Below are 20,606 nucleotides of genomic sequence, written 5' to 3'. Positions count from 1 at the left end.
AGGCCTAAATGCAGCATCGCCGCACTCGCGGCGATGCCATTTCATCTAACCGAGCGGGGAACAACTAAGTACCCCATCCAGCCTATTTACATCGTTGAAAAGAACTCGTCGATCGAGCGAAGATACTTAGCCGCACTGTTGACGGGCGGGGCGGCCATATCGACTTTTGTCCAATTCAATTCGCTATTGCGTGCCAGAACTCGCAGGAGCATTCCACCTGTAGTCGGATCAATAACACGTCGGAATTGGTTCCTGCCGATAGAAGCGGTATACACTTCGTTATTCTCTCGAATAGCGGTTATGTAAGCAGTTCTTGCATCAGCAGAGAGAACGATCTCATGGAAGATATCGTTATCGAATCGACCGCGAGCTATGGTCCAGAGCGATGTTCCGTCAGCTCCGATTGCTGCGACAAATCCATCCTTCCTCATTCCAGCGTCGGTTAGATAGTAACTCGAGGACAAATTCTCTAGTTGAACACCCAATGCTGCATTAGGACCGTGCAGGGCAAAATTGTATTCCACATTAACATCGCCAGGCGCAACGATGGTTTGCGTGAAGAAATTTGCCACCTGAGAGTCTATCATCATATCTGGGACGACAAACATGACAGTAAAGGTGCCAGGGGGCAGCAGATTAAAGCTATAGTATCCATCCCTATCCGTAATATCATGCCTCCAAGTGGATTGGGGCGCTGGATTATCCATCGTCCCCTCGAACAGGTAGACGTCTACACCTGAGACCATCAGCTCCCCTGGATCGATCATGTTGTTGCGATTGATGTCTTCATCAATCCAAACACGACCGGAGAACGAACTTGGGATGAATGGGAGAACGTTGACGCTAACCGTTGCTGTTGATCGTTGAGGATCAGGCTGACCGTTAGTCGTTCCGTTATCTTCAATCGTGTAGCTGAAGGAATCGAGACCGCTCGCACCAAGCGGTGCGATGTAAATTATCGAGGTTCCGTCAGCTCCGATTGTAGGTTGAACTCCGTTTGCAGAGGGCCCTACGGCAACGATCCGAAGCGTTTGATCTGCTTCGTTCGGTGCACCACGGGACATCAGTGCTAGCTCGGCACTAAGATCGATGACCGTACGTACGCTTGCGAAAATCCCATCTCTGGAAACGTCGGTCGCAACAGGTGGATCGTTGACTTCGGAAACCGTGATAGTAACTGTACCGATCGCACTAAGCGGTGGAGTATCGCTGTCCCGTATTTGGTAAAGGAACGTATCCACTCCAAAGAAATCTGGAGCCGGGGTGTAGACGACGCTGTTTCCTACGATAGCAAGCGTGCCTCCTTGCGAAGTTCTATCAGAAGGCAATCCATCGAAGATGACCGTTTGACCGAGCAACTCTTGTTCATTGATCGGACCAGGTAAGTCTCCTTCGATCAAAGAAGCAATTGTGAAATTCCTAGGCGTGTCTTCAACAGCCGTGAAGTTCTTGTTAACCGGGATTGGCGGATCGTTTACCGGTGTAACATTAATCCGGATTGTCGATGTGGATGAAAGTGGATCTGGTTGACCACGGGTGGTTCCGTTGTCCGTAACAGTGTACTCAATCAGAGCTTCACCGAAGTAATCGGGGGCAGGGCTGAACAACAAGTCGCCGTTGGGTTGCAGCACGACGGTTCCCGTGGCCGGATTCACGACTCTAGCGGCAGTGATCGTCAGCGTTTGCGAGTCTTCGTTCGGGCCGCGACTAAGTCTTTGTTCGCTACCAACGCCATTCGTGATGCTCAAATTGGACATGAACAGATCCACGTCTTCTGCCGTTGTTCGTTGGCGTTCTACCGCAACCGGCGGATCATTCACCTCTCGAACAACAACTGTAACGACCGCAGTCAGCCGGCTCTCCTCTTCGGGTGGAAGCCCGGAGGTGTCTGACATCGTATAACTGAATACTACGTTACCAAAGAAGTCAGGTGTCGGAGTAAACAGAATGAGATTGTTTTGAACAATCAAGGTGCCTTGGCTGGCAGGAATGCTGGTCACAGAATCGATCTGTGCTGTTGCTCCCTCACGCACAAAATCGTTCGCAAGCACATTAAAGGTCTGTTGCGGAGAATCCTCGTCGATTGTGAATCGATCGTCTAACGCATATGGCCTAGCTGGTGGAACAATCTGCAGAGTAACCGTTGCGGAATCCTCGAGATTGCCCGTGTCCCGTATGGTGTAACTGAAGGTAACGACTCCCTCGATGATGGTTCCATCCGGAGTGAAGATGACGTTCGCACCCTCAGGGCCAATCGTTACCACACCACCACCAGCGGCAGGTTGGGTCACTGCAACGACTCGGATGCTATCGATCTGTTCTTCGAACGGACCAGGGCTATCATTATCCAAAACATCCAGCGTCTGCGGTACACCCACGGCTGCAATCACGGATAAGCTATCATCCACCGCAATCGGCGGATCGTTAACCGGCGTTACAACGACGGTGATTTGGGAATCGGTCGACAGTGGATTGGGTGCTGTCGGATTGGACGGAGTGCCAACGCCGTTGTCCGTTCCTCTCACCGTGAAGACGACAGTGCCAAAGAAGTTTGGTGCTGGGGTAAATACCAGCGAATTGTTCTGGATTGCAGCAGTCCCTTGAGCGGCAGGAGGGGCCTGTTGAATAGAAAGTGTTACGGTTTGTGTTGACTCGTTCGGAGGCCCTGGGCTGAACAATGTCGTTGCCGGTACCGCGGGCAGCGATGTATCCTCGGCAATTTGGAAGCTTGTCGTCAAGGCGATCGGTGCATCGTTCACCGGTGTAACAGTGATCGTGAATACACCCGTGGTGGAAAGTCCCAAATTATCCTGACCGGTCACGGATAGAGTCGCAGTCCCAAAGAAGTCTGGAGCGGGAATGAAGCTCAGACTACCCTGTGAGTTGATGGTCGCAGTACCATTTTGAACGTTCGCGACCCCGGTCAATGTTACCGTTTGCCCCTCAGCAACTTCGTCTGGAGGTCCAGGCAAAAATAAAGTTGATGGCGGAACAACCAAACCGGGAGCGGCAGTGTCTTCAGCAACCGTTAACGTTGGCGTCAAAGCGATCGGCGGGTCGTTTACCGGCGTGATATTAACTGTGACTGTACCGACGGACTCAAAATTGGCCGTATTTCGTATGCGGTAGGTAAAGACGACCTCACCATTTGCATTCGGAGCCGGTGTGAACAAGACTCTTGACCCGCTGTTTGCCACAGCTACCGTCGCGCGATCTGCCCCACTCAGTACTGAGATTCCACCAGCAACAATTGAGAAAGACCTGTTTTCACGGTCGCGATCGTTTTCTAGAACGTTGAGTAGCGTCGCAGGGGCATCCTCTTGAATGGTATAGAAATCGGGGAATGCTGTAAGTTCATCCAGGATTCGGATTCGTACGTTGTTCGGCAGAACGACCACGCTTGGGTCGGTGATGTAAGTGGATGTTCCATGCAATGCAAGCCCTGGCACGGCGCCAGGTGGCAAGCCAGCACTAGGGACACGTGAGAGTTGCCCGTCCAGACGCACCTCTCCCGCAGCACCACCTCGGAATAGAACATCGACGACATCTACATAAGTCGACGCTGCAATGCTGTCCTGCAAACGGTTAGGGCTGAAGCCCCCGAGAGTTTCCAACATAAAGACATTGCTGTCTCCCCAAACGATCGGGCTGAACCCAACGTTCACGATCGCCGTCTTCTGCTGGAACGTCTGATTGGCGAAGGTTCCTTCCGTGACAATTACAAACGCATCAACCAATTCTCCCGGCTCATCTGCATCATCGGCACGTACTAAGGTTCTCTTCGTAACACTATTGACGGTGCGGTCGGTAACAACATAGACACCATTCTGCGACGCTGTTGTTTGCGCACGCACTAAAATTCTATCTCCCGGGGAAATGGAGATTCCGTCGATCGTTCTAATGTCGTCGATGAGCTCAAAATCTACGAAATTGTTCGTGGTCAGTACATAATTCTGAGACGTTGCAAGCCGTACAGAGGTTGGGGCCCTTAGGTTACCGCTTACGCCGTCCGTGTACCGTACATTTGCATTAACGAGATCGCCTAGTTCGTCTACCACCCGACTAACTAAATCGTGGTTTCTAGCAGGGGATACGTTTCGGGTGTTAAAGGGGGACGGGTTAGCATCGTTCACATAAGTCGGCGTCAGCGGCCCTTGCGTATTGGAAAGGCTGTTATTCACAACAACAGCATCCCCAATATTCGTCCGCGCACGAGAGCCCGTGAAATTAAACCGGAAGACGAAGTTACCGTCTTCGACAGCAGGCAAAGGTGGCAACGTTTGCATTCGAATCGTATTTGGTCCGAATGCGGCCTGCAACGCATTGACAATAGCGGCTCTAGTCTGAGCAGCGTTGATGACGTTATTCACGTACACAGGTTGGATCGTCACAGTCGTAGCAGGGTGGCTAGATGTCGCCGCATAGGAAAGTCCAAAGCTGCCCGATGTCGCCGAGGTGGGAATACGAATCTCGTTATATTCACCCCACAAAAGTTCCAACCTCTCAGCGGTCGAACCGTCCACGTTCTCGTATCGCAATTCGTGATAGCCTGCGAAAACACCCCCCCGATGCTCGCCCGTCCTTAGGTCGTTGACCTGCGTACGAATCACGATATTTTGACCAACCCCGATCTCGATTACCGCCGGGGATGCTCCTCCTGACTGCCCGAGCATTCTGCTGAGATCAGGCGTCCCATCAGGATTTGCGGCAAAAACTTGGTACCGGATTCCCGCTATTTCCCCGAGCCCCTCGCCGCTGTTGATAAAGTTGATTACCGAAAGCGCGTCCAAAGGTGTGAGAAAATTGTCCCCATCAACGTCAAGAAATGGGTCAAAGTGATTCCTTTCCTGATCTCCGAGATAAACACTCCCCCCTTCGGAATTCAGTCGATTGACGATGGCTAAGACGTCAAGCGGGCCGATCGAGAAATCTCCGTCGACATCCTGGGGGATCATCCCATTATGGAAGGCGGGCACATCCACATTGAAAAGCTCGCGTTTCTCCAACGTTTCCAGCTTCAACGCCCGGGAAAGCAAGCGTTTTTTCTCGAGACGATTGGTGTTGGCAGGCTTGGTCGCAGCCTTGGACTTGCTAGCATTTCGCTTTGGCAAAACGGTCATCGATTCTTCCACCTAGGACAAGAAAGGAACGGTCTACGGATAGTTTGCGCAGGATTATCGCGTATAGTCTGTACAGTGAGGTTAGCTAGTCGCCGACGGGATTTCAACGAGATATTTCCTAGTCCCCCCAAATTCCCCAATCATCATGCCTTGGTAGCCCGATAAGCCGTCCGTAGCACTTTTTCCGAAAATCCCGAATTTAGAGAGATTTTGGCTAAAGAAGTTCCCGAACAGAAAAAAGTTTTGTTTTGCCCCTCAATTCAAGCCACCCCCCCGTTTGACCGAGCTACTCCCCCCCCGCAACTCAAAAAAGCCGGAAATCGGTTGACGAAGCCCCAGGACTACTTCTCGCATTTCGAATTTTATATTAATTTTTCTGATACCACTGCCGCTCCAGATGTTCTTTCTAGTTGACCAACCCACATCTCCAGAAACCGATCTCGCCAAAGACGAAGCTCTAGTGGATGTCATGGATGCGACTTTAGCGTCTGAGATCTCAGACGAGCAACCTGAATTCAGCGCGTCTGAGAACTTGATGCCTGCGGAGGTTCTTAGGCTTTGGGAGTTCTCGCAAGTCGTTGCGGTCATGGGCAGGTCGTCTCGTATCTCCGAAGAGATCAATGTCCAAGCCTGCGAGCAGGACCAAATCCCCTACCTTCGCCGATCGAGCGGCGGGGCCTCCATCGTAGCTGGCCCAGGCTGCTTGATGTACACCTTGCTCATTGACTACCGCAGCCGACCCGCATGGCGGATGCTCGATGTGGCTCACCAACAAGTCATGAACGGCCTCTCCGTCGCCGTCCAAAGCACGCTCGATGCGTTTGCCATGGATCGCAAGGTGGACTGGCAAGGAACCTGCGACTTGACCATCGACGGTAGAAAATTTTCGGGAAACGCGCTCCGTTGCCGCCGCCACTTCATGATCTACCACGGTACTATCCTGCTTCACATGCCGCTCGATCACATTTCCCGATACCTTCTCCAGCCTCCCCGGCAACCAGAATACCGAAACGATCGCGATCACGGCGATTTTGTATGCAATCTCCTCCCCGATGACTTCTCCCATCAGGCCGAGTTCAAACAGCAACTTATCGCGGAGCTGGCAACGGCGTGGCAAGCTAACGAATCTTGGGCCGAATTCCCCTTCCGGTATCAGTGGCACGCTCGCACCGAAGAACTGCTTCAGCGAAAATACTTGAGCCCAAATTGGCATCGCGAACGCCTCTGAGACAAGGCTACCGCTAAAATGGGTATCCAGCCGGGCAGATCGCTTTGCGAATGCGGTCATGTGTAGGCAACGGTTCTGCAAGCAGCTAATCTACCTAACGCGAATCCCGTCAGGAGAGCGATGAGTCAGGCAATCGCGACACCCAACCGAAGCTCCGCAACCAAAAGCAGGGCCGCATCCGCGATCCAGTCTAGGCTAAAACGATTCCAAGTCGTTCGAACTCGCTATCACGCGCTTCGTGGAGCTGCCACCGCTCTGGTCTGCGGGCTCGCGCTCGTGTGGCTTATGGTTTTGTTCGATAGTACGGGACTCCTTTCGGAACCAGTTCGCTGGACTCTTATTCTCTTCGGGTACGGAGTAACGGCTTTTGCATCTTGGCGAAACGGTCTAGGACGAGCTGTCCGTTCGCTCCTGTTTAAACCGACGGGCGAAGATCTGGCGCGAGAAGTGGAGTCTCATTGCCCCCATTTTCGCGAGAGCCTCCTAGCCAGTGTCGAACTGCGGATCCCAGATGGATCGAGCAAAAGCGGTAGCGAAGTTTTCTTGCAGCGGCTGGAACACGATACCGCAGTCGAGCTGAATCGAATCAGCATCACAGAACTGTTCCCATGGGATCGGCTTCGCAACACCCTGATCGCTATCACCATCGGCTTAGCGACTATGCTAACTCTGTGCCTCATCCCAAGTCTTCGTTTTCCGGAACGATTGCAGCGTGCCGTGCTTCCCCTCGTCGACCTTCCCCCCATCTCGATATGGCGGCTTGAGGTTCTTGCCCCAAAGTCTCCCATAGAACAATCCCCCGCAGAACAGTACATCCAATACTCGGTGAAACTGGGGTCATATTTGACGAGCTCCGGATTGAATCAAGATGTAACACTCGAATGGATGGAACAGAGCGACCAAGAGGCCAGTGGTTGGACCTCTCCTAATCGTGTCCCCATGTTAGTCGATGACGTTCGCGAGCAGACCTACTCGGTAACCGCTCCCGTGGGAAATCGCAAAATCCGATACCGCTTTTTAGCAGCCGATGCCAGAACAACATATCGCTACATCGAACCTGTAGAACGCCCAAAAGTCCTCGCGTACGAGTGGCATATTATGTCACCAGCTTACACCAGTTCTCCCAACGAGCCACCCAGTGAAGAAATTCGCCTCCAGACCGAAGGAGATCTGGCGGTATTACAAGGCAGTACGCTGAAGCTGCACATCTCAGTCAACCAGTCGATGCAGGATGTCGTTCTCCGCTGGGAAGGTGAATCGGGAACCACAGCAACCCTGCCGCTGCAACAGATTTCAAGTTCCTCCTCGATAAAAGATGACGTCGAAAACTGGGCAGTCGAAGTCCCGAATCTGGGGAGTGGTCGCTTTCAAATTCACTTAACATCGAAAACTAAGATTAATGATCAACCGATCGAAAATTCCTTTCGACCATGGCATAACCTCGCATGGCTTTCCGACTTGCCCCCAACGGTTGCCTGGGTCGTTACTCCGAACACGCTCTGGAGAGAACCGATCCGAGCCTCCCTATCACCTCTCTCCTCCGCCAAAATCCCGCGTAAAGCCACCTATTGGATGATTGCGAATACCGAGATTGTGGAACTCGCTTGCCAAACCTACGACGATTTTCCTATCGCCTCAATCGAATACGAAATCGCCATCAATGATCAACCTTGGGCCGCGTTGCATCGAGTTGATTCCCCAGCATCAACCGACATCACGGTGGCAGGTAAAAAACGGAGCTCCTCCGTTCATCAACTGGATTGGGATCTGCTTTCCTATCGACTTAAAACGGGAGACAACGTTCAAATCCGAGCCGTGGCCTTCGACCGCATGCACCAACGTGGTGAATCAGAAATTCTTTCCTTCTCCATCGCCGAATCCGACTTCCCCTCCAACCGGCACGCCCAATTACTACTGAAAAGGCAACTCTCCCTACCCCTCCGCGAACTAAACGCTGCCTGGAATGCAAATCGCAATGCCATTCAAGAATCGTTGCAGCCGTTCGTGCAAATGGATTCGGACGAAGAGCTTCGAAAATCCAACCTCGAAGCGATCCAGAAGTGGCTTGCAAACATCGATGTCGCGTTGCGTGCTGCCGAGCAAACTGGCGCGACGTTATTGCCTCTGCTGACAGCCTACATAGATCAGCATGACACCGAGCTGGTTCTCAACGAGGTGGCGCGGCTCGAATGGGAATTCCTTCCCAAACTAAAGGAATCGCTCCTTTTACTTCAAACGGAGAGCCAACCAAACGCCGATCGCGCGGCTGTCGAAGAAACTCGCCAAAAGTTGTTCCAACAAGCGAGTGACTCGATCAACCGCGGGGGAGACTTAGCCAAAGAGCTCCATGAGTTCCATCAAAATCTGCTTGGGCTGGGGCTCCAGTGTGCCCTCACCAAAGATGCGACTTATATCATGCAGCGTCAAACCGAAGCTTTACAACTATCCGAAAGTTCCCCCGCTTCGCTACCTCGCTCGCAATTCCTCGTTTCGCAAATTGCGGATGCAATGCTCGAACTAGTATCATCGATGCGAGATGACATTCCTAAAGGTTTAGGGGATAGATTGGAGGAATGGCGCCGTTGGCTGGCTGAGACGCGAGGCCGAATCGCCGACTACACAGACCTGAAACAACCCGAGCAAAACCTGGAGGAACTAACGCAACTGGTGGCGAACGAAATCCGCGAGTGGAGCTACCGACATTGGCTGCTGCACTTGGACGGCAATCTTTATTGGACGACCGAATCGCGTCGAAAAGAGCTTCGCAATCGATCTGACATGATCGATGCCATGTTTCAGCGTATGATCGAGCTTACCGGCTCACTGGATCGCTTGGCAACGAACAAAGAACTCTCTACCTCCGAATTAGGATGGCAACGTCGGTTGCTGGAGAACGAACGAACAGCTCTTGCAACGCTCCTTGTCGAGAAACTCAAATCCCAACGGGATCTCCACCTTAAACGCACGATTCAGGACCAGACTTATCCATCGGATATGGGACTGGCTTGGCGTGCTCTCGAATACCTCTCAGATACGGCTGATTCCGCAAACCGAGGAACTCCTCCTCAGAAGATGAGCGAAAGCTACTTGCAAATCGTTCGCAACGCGTATCGAGTTCTCGACGCGGCCCACCAAGCCAATGATGCTCGCGTCGGACTGGAACGCTTAGCCGAATCTGATCGCTTCGACTTCTCCAGCACAGCAGGTCGTTTGGATCACAATCTTCACTGGTCCGCAGTCTCCCATCAACTTGAAAGTGCTCATCAGCGTATGAGGCGAGCGCGTTTCCCCGATGGACTTCACGATCGCTACAACGGACTGCGTTGGACCGCTCCTTACGCGAACGCCAGTAATGCGCTCTCTTCTCGCATGGATACGAAAAAGATGGAGCGATACTCGGCTTCACCCGACCTCGATTTAGTACTTGCCGAGTGGAACGAACTGGATCGCTTGGCCTCGCCATTTATTGAAGAAGCTCGCAATGCATTACGTAAACTAGCTCCCTCCCTTTCGGAGCTTGCCCAAACCGCTGCCGAGAAAACCAGACAACTCGAAGACCGGACTCGCGATCTCCTTGAGTCAACTAACCTCGACTCCGAAACCGCGATGGAAAAGGCATCTTCAGAGCAGGCCAAACAAGCCGTCGAACAAGCAGAACAGAATCTCGAGTCTGCCACCAAACGACTGCAGGAAGCCCTTGCGGACGAGGCATCGCGACAGGATCTTCTCGATCGCGAGATGCGTCAAAAAGCACGCGATAGCGACGCAGCCTTGGGCATGATCAACCGAGCAAAAGAAGCACTCGATCGTGCGATGGAATCCCTCCGCAATGCCGAACCCCCAAACCAGGAGTCCGTAACCAATGCCCTTCAAGCAGAGAAACGCTTGGAGACAACCTTTGAAGCGATCCAGGAACGCTTTGATGAACAATTCCGACCACAAAATCCGAATCAGACAAATCCTATAGCGGAATCTCCTGATGCCAATCTGGAAGCCGGTTACGAAAAAGCCGAACAACTCGCTGCACTGGCATCAGCAAACCAAGAAGATCTGCTTCGGCAACTAGAGCAAGAGCTTCAAATCAATCCTACCATGCAAGAAGAATTGATGGAGATTGTTGATACCCAGCAGCAAAGTGTATCAGGCGAGCTACAAGCACTCGGCAAGGCGGAGGAGAACACAGCACGTGAACTCGAACGATCGGATCCGATCTTGCGCGAACGCAAGCGTCAGCAAGCCCTCGAGCTCCGCCTTATGGCCGATTTTATCAATGGTGTCGGGATGCAAAAATTACAACATGCGATGCGAACTGTTAGCTCACAGAACAAAGGCGATGGATTTTGGAACGAGAGGCTAGCAAGCTCGATGGAGCCGTTGCGTCGATCCTTGGAGAGCGCCGCTAATAAGGCTCGCAACATGGATGAGAACACCGACTCATGGACTTTGGCCGAGGCTCGGCAGAGACTCGAGTCGACTTTGCAAGAGGGAACGAAAGAGATTCAGGAACTATTGGAGGCCTCGAAGACTACTGCGGACGCTGTTGTCGCACCTGCTCGCCGTGCTCGGGATACCGCGAAGATGGTCGAGGATTTGCAGCGTAACTTTCAGCGGGAAAGCAAAACAACTGCTACTCAATTGGAGCGAAATTGGAACGATGAATTAAAGCGACAAAGCCAAAGGTACGAGCAAGCCGAAAAGGATTGGAAACGGTCCCAGGAATCCAGATCGCGAGCACAAGAGAACGCAAACCGAAAACCCGATGACTCCTGGGCGCAAGACGAACTGCGACGCAAAACGATTGAAGTCGACCGCAAGGCCAAGAGTCTCGAAGCTATGAAGGCTACCATGGAGCAGATCGCGGCAACAGCATCGGAACTATCAGCCAAAGCACAAGCTCTCGAAGAATCGCAATACACCCCGGCCTCCATTGATATCAACCCCACAGCGGGTCTGATAACGGATCAACTTAAGCGGGCTCAGGAGTTTTTCAACGCGGTGGCCGAAATGTCTGCCAGTCAAGCCTCATCAGAATGGGCTCCGCCTCAGGCGGAACAGGAAACCCTGTCCGCTGCGACCGAGCGACAAAACCAAATCAATCAAGCGGCGAATCGTATTCAGGACGAATTGCAACGAAATGCTCGCCACCAGGACCGACTGCAACAATCAGCGAGCAGTAAGGCCCTCCAGAACTACCAGCGACAGCTCGAAGGGCTCAGAGAGTCGACATTGGGTCCCTTGGAGACTCAGCTTTCCGATGCCGCCAATCAAATGGAATCAACAGAAAAAGATTTCAGTCAAGCTAATCAAAACCGTGAGCTAACCGAGCCGTTAACGCGTCCTACCGTTCAGGAAGAAATAGCAGCCTTGGGCCAAGCAGCCCAGCAACTACAATCGCTGGGGAGATCGATAGAAAACGATCCAATCATCCAGTCCCAATCCTCTTCAGGCCAACAATCTGAAACCTCCAATACCGCGAGCACCACCAATCGATCAGAAAGTCGTTCGGATATTTTACGATCTCGTGAGCGAGCCCAGTTGCTTGATCGAATGGATCGTATGGTGTTTTCGGGCAACTCGAATTCATCGCCTAGCGGTACGAATGCCTCATCGGATTCAATGCAATCATCGTTGCGTAGCGCAGCGAATGAACTTTCGTCCCGCATGTCGCAGCAACGAAACCGTCAGATGCAATCCTCAGGTCAGAGCCAGTCTTCTACACAACAATCGGCTACGGGCCAATCGTCCCGATCAGCCGGCATGTCGGGACAGACAATGGCCGACGAACGCACCAGCTATGACTCTTACTTTTTGCCGGATGCCGATCCCGCTAGGAAGAGCGAATGGGGCAAGCTACGCAAGCAAGCGGCAGATCAGAATCTCGAAGGCTCGCGAGAAGTCTTCGATCCCGATTTCGACCAAGCGATTCAAGCCTACTTTCGCAGTCTTCAAACCGAAGGGGCCAAGTAGATCGCTAGGCGATCGACAGACGAAAAACTACCAGACAAATACATTTTTCTCCGCACAGCGAAACCAAGAACTGCGGAAATGCTTCCACATAAGAGCAACAATGCGCTCACGGCTCATCACCTAAGGCGGTCCGCTTTCTCTACATTTTCGGGTTTGAAATAGTTGCGTGGTCGGACTCAGCCAGCCGCTTAGGCATCTCGACTTCGCAGGCGCTGCTGTAGTTGGGTAACCAGACTACTGAGAATTGGTAACGCCTGTAACTCCAGCCCCTGGTCGCTCATGACTTCTGCCGGACCGGTTGAATCGGCTGGAGCTCACAAGAATCGGGTAAGTCGATTCGCTGCGCAAGTTTTTCTCGAGAATGGTTGACGAACCAGGCCCCTAGGGCGTAGATTTTGAACTAAAATCGTGGTTATCGCTTACGATGCTCCCGTGTCGCTGCGAACCTACCCAATACACCTCTCCCTCCTGCCCCATCAGACTGCACCCTTATATCATGATGCTGATGACTCGTAATCCAGGCTCACCAACCGAGCCCTTTCTCCCGGCCAAATCCGTTCTAACTTCCTGCGAGGGTTCTCCCATGTTGGCTCAGATGTTTTCTTGGCTTCGAACGGCGGCTTGTTTGCTGACGGTCGTGCTGTTCACCAACTTGCTTTTGGCAAAGGTCAGCCGAGCGGAGTCTGTACCAAAACTCGAAGCGAAAAAGCAAATTGTGTTCATCGCCGGTCGAGCGAGTCACGGTTATGGCTCCCACGAACACTACGCCGGTTGCCGACTACTCGCCGATCTCATCGAAAAATCCTATCCAGAAGTTGAATGCCATGTCATTAAAGATGGTTGGCCAAAAGACGACAGCCTGCTGGATACGGCCGATACGATTTGTATCTACGCAGACGGAGGTGGTGGCCATCCCGCCATGCCCCATTTAGACCGACTCAAAAAGCAGATCGATCGCGGCGTTGGCTTCGTCTGCCTGCACTATGCAGTCGAGGTTCCCGAGGGACCGCCGGGCGACCTCTTCAAAGATTGGCTCGGTGGCTACTTCGAAACCCATTGGTCGGTAAACCCGATTTGGAACGCGGAGTTCAAAGAGCTCCCCACTCATGAAATTACACGCGGCGTGCAGCCCTTTACTATGTTCGACGAATGGTACTTCCACATGCGGTTTCGCGATAACATGGACGGTGTGACTCCAATTCTATCCGCTGTCCCTCCACAGAGCACGATGGAACGCCCCGATGGCCCCCACAGCGGCAACCCGGCAGTTCGCGAAGAAGTCGCTCGTGGTGACAAGCAACATGTCGCTTGGGCTACCGAAAGAAGCAATGGAGGCCGTTCGTTCGGATTCACCGGTGGGCATTTCCACTGGAATTGGGGACGCGCAGACCAAACGAGATTGGTGGCGAATGCTATTCTTTGGGCCACCAAAGTTAATGTACCAGAATCAGGAATCCCAATCGATGGCCTGACGATGGATCGTCTGCTCGCCAATCAAGACGAACAGCCTCCCGCCAACTTCGATACTTCGAAAACGGCTCAGGAGTTCGGTGTGCCCGCAGGCCGCCCGGTGACCTCGCGGAGAAGGCAATCAAAACTCCTTTACTCTAGCCCTGTTTTAACTTCGCAGACGCCAGGGCAAAAAGTTGCCGCCGAAGTTGACATCAAAGAGGCCAAGGACCTGTACTTGATCGTCACCCCCGGGCTGGACGGATTTGCTTGTGATTGGGCGAATTGGGTCAACCCCGTATTGGTAGGGCCAAAAGGGGAGATGTCACTTCTCGATTTGAAATGGAAGCAAGCCACAACGGGTTGGGGCGAGGTGAGAAAGAACGCCAATGCAAACGGGGACGCGATGTCAGTCCAAGGGCAACGAGTCTCAGGCATCGGCACTCATGCTCTTAGCGTCATCGCCTACGACTTACCTGAAGGATATGAAACCTTGAAAGTCACCTGTGCTTTGGATGACGGCGGAGTGAATCAGAACAACGGCGAAGCGACCTCGGTGAAGTTTCATGTTGCAACCGGTGGAGTCCCAGGTGGCCTCAACGATTGGGGCAAAGATCCAGCTGGTAGTTCCGAAACTCGAGACCCGCAGAACGCAGTCGCAGGTCTCGATGTCGCAGAGGGGCTCCAAGCGACATTGTCTCAATCCGAGCCAGTCATCAAGAGCCTTACCAATATCGACATTGACCATCGAGGCCGAGTTTGGGTTTGCGAAGTCGTAAACTATCGAGGCCACAGAAACGATCGGCCGGAGGGAGATCGCATTCTGATTTTGGAAGATACCAATCAGGACGGGATCATGGACAAAACAACGGTCTTCTACCAAGGCCGAGATATCGATTCGGCCCTCGGCTTATGCGTGCTGGGTAATCGCGTCCTAGTCAGCGCGGCCCCCTACGTGCTCGAATTCATCGACGAAGACGGGGACGACATCCCAGATCGCAAGACGGCCATACTTACCAAGACAGGCGAACCGCAACACGATCATTCGGTGCACTCCTTTGTTTTCGGACCAGACAACAAACTCTACTTCAACTTTGGCAACACTGGCAAACAGCTTTGTGACAAGGATGGCAATCCCATAAAAGATAGATGGGGACGCGACATCAATGACTCGGGAAGACCGTATCGCCAAGGCATGGTTTTCCGCTGCAACGAAGACCTGTCCGACATGGAAGTGCTGGGGCACAACTTCCGCAATAACTACGAAGTGGCCATTGACTCGTTTGGTGCACTTTGGCAATCCGATAACGACGATGATGGCAACCGAGCTACCCGAATCAATTTTGTGATGGAGTTCGGTAACTATGGATACGTCGACGAGCTGACTGGCGCTGGCTGGCAAGTCGAGCGAGCGAACTGGGAAAAGGAAATCCCCGAGCGGCATTGGCACTTGAACGATCCTGGGGTCGTGCCAACCATGCTCCTCACTGGCGCAGGCTCACCCACAGGTATAACGGTCTACGAAGGGGACCTCTTACCGAAGCGATTCCAAAACGAAGTCATCCATTGCGATGCCGGTCCGAACGTCGTTCGAGCTTACCCAACCACCAAAGATGGAGCGGGCTACACGGCAATCATCGAGAACTTGCTCGTCGGCGCTCGAGACCGTTGGTTCCGACCTGCGGATGTTTGCGTTGCTCCTGACGGCTCCCTGTTCGTATCCGATTGGTACGATCCCGGAGTCGGGGGGCACCACATGGAGGATATGAATCGCGGACGACTTTTCCGACTGGCTCCCCCGAATACCAAATATATCGTTCCAGACTATGACTTCTCAACCGCCGAGGGAGCCACCAAGGCACTGATGAATCCTAACAATTCGGTTCGGTACATGGCCTACAAGAGCTTGGTCGGCATGGGTGCTGCGGCCAAATCTGCAGTTGAAAAGCTCGCCAAGCACGAGAACCCTCGCATGCGAGCTCGTGGTTTGTGGGTTCTGTCCAAGATCTCTGACCCAACCAAGGTGGTTCAGCAAGCACTTGCGGACGCCGACTCAAATGTTCGTTGCACGGGGATTCGCATTGCTCGCCAAGCAGGGCTGCCCACGAAGACCTACATGCCCAAGGTACTCGAAGATTCCGAAGCTAATGTGCTGCGAGAAGGGGCCTTGGCGCTTCGTGAGGACACTTCCGCAGAGATGCCATCTTACTGGTTAGCCCTAGCATCTCGCTACGATGGCAAGGATCGCTGGTATCTGGAAAGCCTCGGGATTGCGGCGACTGACCGTTGGGCGGAATGCTTGGCCATGCTAAAGGCCAAGCCACTGTCTAATGCCAAGGCCATGGAGGGGCTCATTTGGCGTGCGAGAGGTAGCCAGGCAGCCAGTATGCAAGCGGCATTGCTGAAACAAGACAGCATCACCGAAGAGTCCGTCCCCGCGTTGTTCCGGGCGTTGGATTTTCAAGATCGAGAGTCGAGAGAAGCCGCATTGAAGAGTCTGCTGAATCTGGCTCCGTAGTACAGCGACTTGGCTGTCCTCGATTCCTCCAACAATCCATTCTAACCTACAACGCGATCCCTTGGTGACTTTATGAGATTCCCATTTTCGACCAAACGCTTACTACTCATTACTCTGAGCTTTGGTTTAGTATCCAACGCGGGAACCGGACTAGTCCGCTCCCATTTTCTCGAGACGGACGACGTTGCGACCAAACAAGCCGTTCGTGATCGCATCGTGGTGGAGGCGTTAACTCGTTTGCCGAGCGTCGATGTGAACGCGAATGATGAGCTCAAGCAAACCGTTCTACGTTATATTGATTCGCTAGGCGACGACCCGAAACAGATCGAGATTGCCCGAAAGCTTCGCTTGTCAGGATTGACTGATCGGTTGTTAAGCAAAGCGATGGAGTGGGGGATGTCGACCTCTTCGGTTCAAGCGGTCGAGCTGATTGCTCAGCAAGAAGGTTTGGAGCTCATCAAGCGGAAGCTTTGCGATGCGAGTCCTACCGAGGAAACGTTTACGTTGGCGAGAATCGTTTCTCTCAGCAACAAACGAGAGTTCTTACAACTTCAAGAAGAGTTGCTTAGCGGACAGGAAGCCAGCAAATTCGTCCGTTCGGAGGCTGTCGTGGCTTTGGCTCGCAATACGGCGTACCATCCGAAGCTAGTGGAGTTGGTTCGGGCAGGGAAAATCCCAGACGATACCAAGATGCTCCTCGGGCCGACTCTCAGAACTTCCGAGAACGAGGAAGTTCGCAAAGCGGCTCAAGAACTATTCCCGGCTAGTTCTGCAAACGCTCGGGAAATGCCATCTGTGCAGCAGCTTGTTAAACAACGTGGAAACGTACAGGAAGGCAAGAATCTGTACTTTGGCGTAGCCACTTGTTCGCAGTGTCATACGGTGGGAACAGAAGGAAAGAACGTCGGGCCTAGCTTGACCGAGATCGGCAGCAAGCTCACCAAGGAAGCGATGTATGTCTCGATTTTGTCTCCCAGTGCGGGGATAAGCCATAACTACGAATCATTCGCGGTGCGAACCAAGGATGATGAGATCGTAGTAGGGTTGATGGTTTCCAATACCGATCAAGCGATCACGTTGCGGGATGCCAAGGGAATCGACTTCACGTTCGCCAAAGAGGATATCGATGAGCTTAAAAAGCAGGAAAAGTCGTTGATGCCCGAGAACCTCCATGAGCTCTTTTCCGACCAAGGCCTAGTCGACTTAGTCGAGTATCTCACCACCCTTAAAAAGCAGTAGACCGAGCCATCGCGCGAGCCCTGGCTCATCATCTGAACTTGGTCTCATTCCATCACGACAACGAAGCTAGGGGCCGCCGGTTTGTATGGGAATAACCTTGACCTCATTCCGCTTGCCGACCAATTCCTTTCCATAAGAACATCAATATGTATCACTATTGTTGCTTGCGTCCAATCAAGATAACGAACAATCTTGTGCGCCTAAGTGCACTTGTTTCCGTCCTGAGTCTTTTAGGTGGTTTTGAATCGCGTACTTTGGCCGACGATTTCGATGTCTACTTTCTAGGTGGGCAATCCAACATGGAAGGCTTTGGCACCAACTCGCATCTGTCGGATGATTGGAAACAGCCGATCGAGGGAGCGCTGATATTTCACTCTACAGCATTGCCAGACCAAGTTCCCGCGTTGGGGCTGGGGAAATGGGAAGCTGTTGAACCGGGGCACGGAACAGGTTTTTCTACCGATGGAACGAGTAGTCGTAAATCCGATCGTTTCGGTTTGGAGTTGAGTTTTGCGAGGGAAATGCGAAACCGCAAACCCGGTCGCAAAATTGCCATCATCAAATATGCTCGCAATGGCTCCTCCATCGCTGCTCCAGCAGCAGGGCCGTGGGGATGTTGGGAACCAGACTTTCAAGCGGCAGAGGGGGATTGGCGCGATATCAATCAATACGATCACTTTCTTGCAACGGTACGCAACGCCATGGACGTTGACGACATCGACGGCGATGGCATTAAGGATCGATTGATTCCTGCGGGGATTTTGTGGATGCAAGGGGAGAGTGACGCGACCGCTACCGAAGAGATTGCGAACAACTACGGTGCGAATTTAAAGCGATTGATGGATCTCATGCGGGCATCTTTGCGAGTTGATGATCTGCCAGTCGTGATCGGCTTGATCTCTGATTCTCAGAAGGGGCAGGCGAATCGCACTTGGAAGTATGGAGACCAGTTGCGAGCACAACAGAGGAGGTTCGCAGCAGAGGATGCCGCAGCCAAGGTTGTAATAGATACCGATCTCTACGCTTACTCTGATCCCTGGCACTACGACTCGATGGGATACATCGACCTCGGAAAGCAGTTCGCGAATTCCATACTTTCGATCCCAAGGGTCGAGACGAGGCGAGTGTTTGAACCAGGTAGCGTGTTAAAAATCGAAGCCGATCAAGGTCATGGAGGTGAAGGGCCTGCATGGGATGCTGATCTTGGCGTGCTAACTAGTGGAAACGGAAACATCCAGCGTCTCTCCCCTGACGGAACCAAGTCTGTCTTCTTGGAAGGTGCAGGAACAAACGGATTGCTTTTCGATAAACAAGGCCGGTTGTTGTGCTGTGAACCTAAGTATCGGCGGGTTACCCGCGTCGATCGCGATGGAACGAAAACGGTTCTGACGGATTCGTACGAGGGAAAGCCCTACAATCAGCCGAATGACATCACGGTCGATTCCAAAGGTCGGATCTACTTTTCCGATCCGCGATACGGAGAACGAGACGATATGCAGCAGATCGACGCGTCAGGTAAAACAGTCGAGGGAGTGTATCTTATTGACTTGGATGGCTCCGTGCACCGGATCATTGGACGGGAAGTGGATCGAGCGAATGGCGTGTTAGTGACGCGAGACGATAAGTATTTGCTCGTTGCCGACAATAACAACAATTCCGAGCAGACCACTCGGGCACTTTGGCGATTCGATTTGCGAGCGGATGGCACAGTAGATCTCGATTCGAAAACGATGCTCTTTGATTGGGGACGAGGTCGAGGACCAGACGGGCTTGTAGAGGATTCGCAAGGCCGGTTTTTCGTTGCGGCGGGGCTCAACCATTCGAATCCGCCGTATGAGCCTGACGATACGGTCCGCGCAGGGATTTACGTGATGGACATCTGCGGTCAGCTACTGGATTTCTTGGCTGTTCCCACCGACGAGGTCACCAACTGTACGTTAGGTGGTTCGGATTCCAAGACTCTCTACGTCACCGGCGGTGGAGTGTTGTACAGTGTGCGTCTGCGGTAAGGAGGTCAAATATGATCACACTGGAAATGATTCGTCAGGCACAGCAGCAGATTTGGCCTTACGTTCATAGAACACCGCTGGTTCGGTCGCAAGCTCTCTCGACCCGATGGGGAGCGAACGTTTACTTGAAAATGGAGTCGCTTCAGAAGACCGGCTCCTTCAAGCCACGTGGTGCTTTTTACAAGCTACTGAATTTAGGGGCCGATGAGCGATCTGCTGGCGTTGTCGGCGTTAGCGGTGGAAATCATGCACAGGGGCTTGCCTTTGCAGCTAAGACACTTGGAATTGATGCGACAATTTGCATGCCGTCTACAACTCCTAGAAACTATCTGGATGCTACGGAGGGCTACGGTGCAACGATTCGTTTGTCACCCACCATTCACGAAGCGTTTCAAGATGCCGAGAATTTGCGAAAGCAAGGTATGACGCTCATCCATCCCTTTGATGATGTGTGGATCGCGGCTGGGCAGGGAACCGTAGGGCTGGAAATCTTAGAAGACTTGCCCAACGTATCTCGCTGCTACGTCAGCATTGGAGGAGGTGGTCTGATCACAGGAGTGGCGACAGCACTTCGAGGGAGCAAATCCGGCCTTGAGTCTGGTGAAGGTGAGCCAAGTGGTACTGCTCTACGAATCATTGGTGTAGAAACCGAGGGTGCTGATGCGATGGCGAGAGCTGTCGCGGCCAAGGAAATCGTTCAGTTGCCTGCTATCACGAGCATCGCTCGGACGCTTGGCTCGCCCGCCGTAAGCCAAATGACACTGAAAGCGGTTCAAGAATTGGTAGACGAGGTTCTCGTTGTTTCGGACCGCGAAGCAGTGTCGGAATTGTTCTACTTGTTAGAACGTGGCAAGTGGCTTACGGAGCCGGCGGCTTCGTGTTGCTTAGCCGCTGCTGAGCGACAGCACGCTTCGTTTCGAGAAGACGAAAACATTGTGATTGTCATTTGCGGTGGGAATGCATCGGTCAAAGACATCGCCGCATGGTACGAGATGTTTCCCAATCGAGAATCGTTGGGGGAATCCACCGCATCAACTATTAGATAAGCATAGAAATTCCAAACAGACAATTGACCT

7 protein-coding genes are annotated in these 20,606 nt (G+C 52.7%); 6 read left to right on the top strand and 1 reads right to left on the bottom strand.

Annotated elements, in window-relative coordinates:
• Positions 1-86 precede the first annotated feature (86 nt).
• Entirely contained in the window at positions 87-5,120 is a 5,034-nt protein-coding gene (locus tag SH449x_RS21665) for an Ig-like domain-containing protein (protein ID WP_482378166.1), read from the bottom strand.
• 397 nt (positions 5,121-5,517) lie between these two features.
• Between SH449x_RS21665 and SH449x_RS21660 the strand changes: the two genes are divergently transcribed.
• The 6 genes from SH449x_RS21660 to SH449x_RS21635 all read left to right on the top strand — a co-directional run bounded on the left by SH449x_RS21660 (position 5,518) and on the right by SH449x_RS21635 (position 20,576).
• Positions 5,518-6,348, top strand: coding sequence for a lipoate--protein ligase family protein (locus tag SH449x_RS21660; RefSeq protein ID WP_482378165.1), 831 nt, complete (start codon positions 5,518-5,520; stop codon positions 6,346-6,348).
• Between the two features lie 120 nt (positions 6,349-6,468).
• Complete coding sequence (locus SH449x_RS21655; RefSeq protein WP_482378164.1) at positions 6,469-12,315, top strand: hypothetical protein; 5,847 nt, start codon at positions 6,469-6,471, stop codon at positions 12,313-12,315.
• Between the two features lie 583 nt (positions 12,316-12,898).
• Positions 12,899-16,282, top strand: a complete 3,384-nt coding sequence (locus SH449x_RS21650; RefSeq protein WP_482378163.1) for a PVC-type heme-binding CxxCH protein — start codon at positions 12,899-12,901, stop codon at positions 16,280-16,282.
• Between the two features lie 72 nt (positions 16,283-16,354).
• Positions 16,355-17,521, top strand: a complete 1,167-nt coding sequence (locus SH449x_RS21645) for a c-type cytochrome (protein WP_482378162.1) — start codon at positions 16,355-16,357, stop codon at positions 17,519-17,521.
• A 146-nt stretch (positions 17,522-17,667) separates the two neighbouring features.
• On the top strand, positions 17,668-19,530 hold the full coding sequence (locus SH449x_RS21640) for an SMP-30/gluconolactonase/LRE family protein (RefSeq protein WP_482378161.1): 1,863 nt from the start codon (positions 17,668-17,670) through the stop codon (positions 19,528-19,530).
• An 11-nt stretch (positions 19,531-19,541) separates the two neighbouring features.
• A complete protein-coding gene (locus tag SH449x_RS21635; protein WP_482378160.1) occupies positions 19,542-20,576 on the top strand; it encodes a threonine/serine dehydratase family protein in 1,035 nt (344 codons plus the stop codon).
• Positions 20,577-20,606: the final 30 nt, after the last annotated feature.

The organism is Brakhagea baltica (assembly GCF_052161605.1).
In the GTDB taxonomy this organism is placed as follows: Bacteria; Planctomycetota; Planctomycetia; order Pirellulales; family Pirellulaceae; genus JBKCUI01.
Note: the sequence above shows the minus strand (reverse complement) of the source record. Positions and strands in the feature narration are given on the sequence as shown.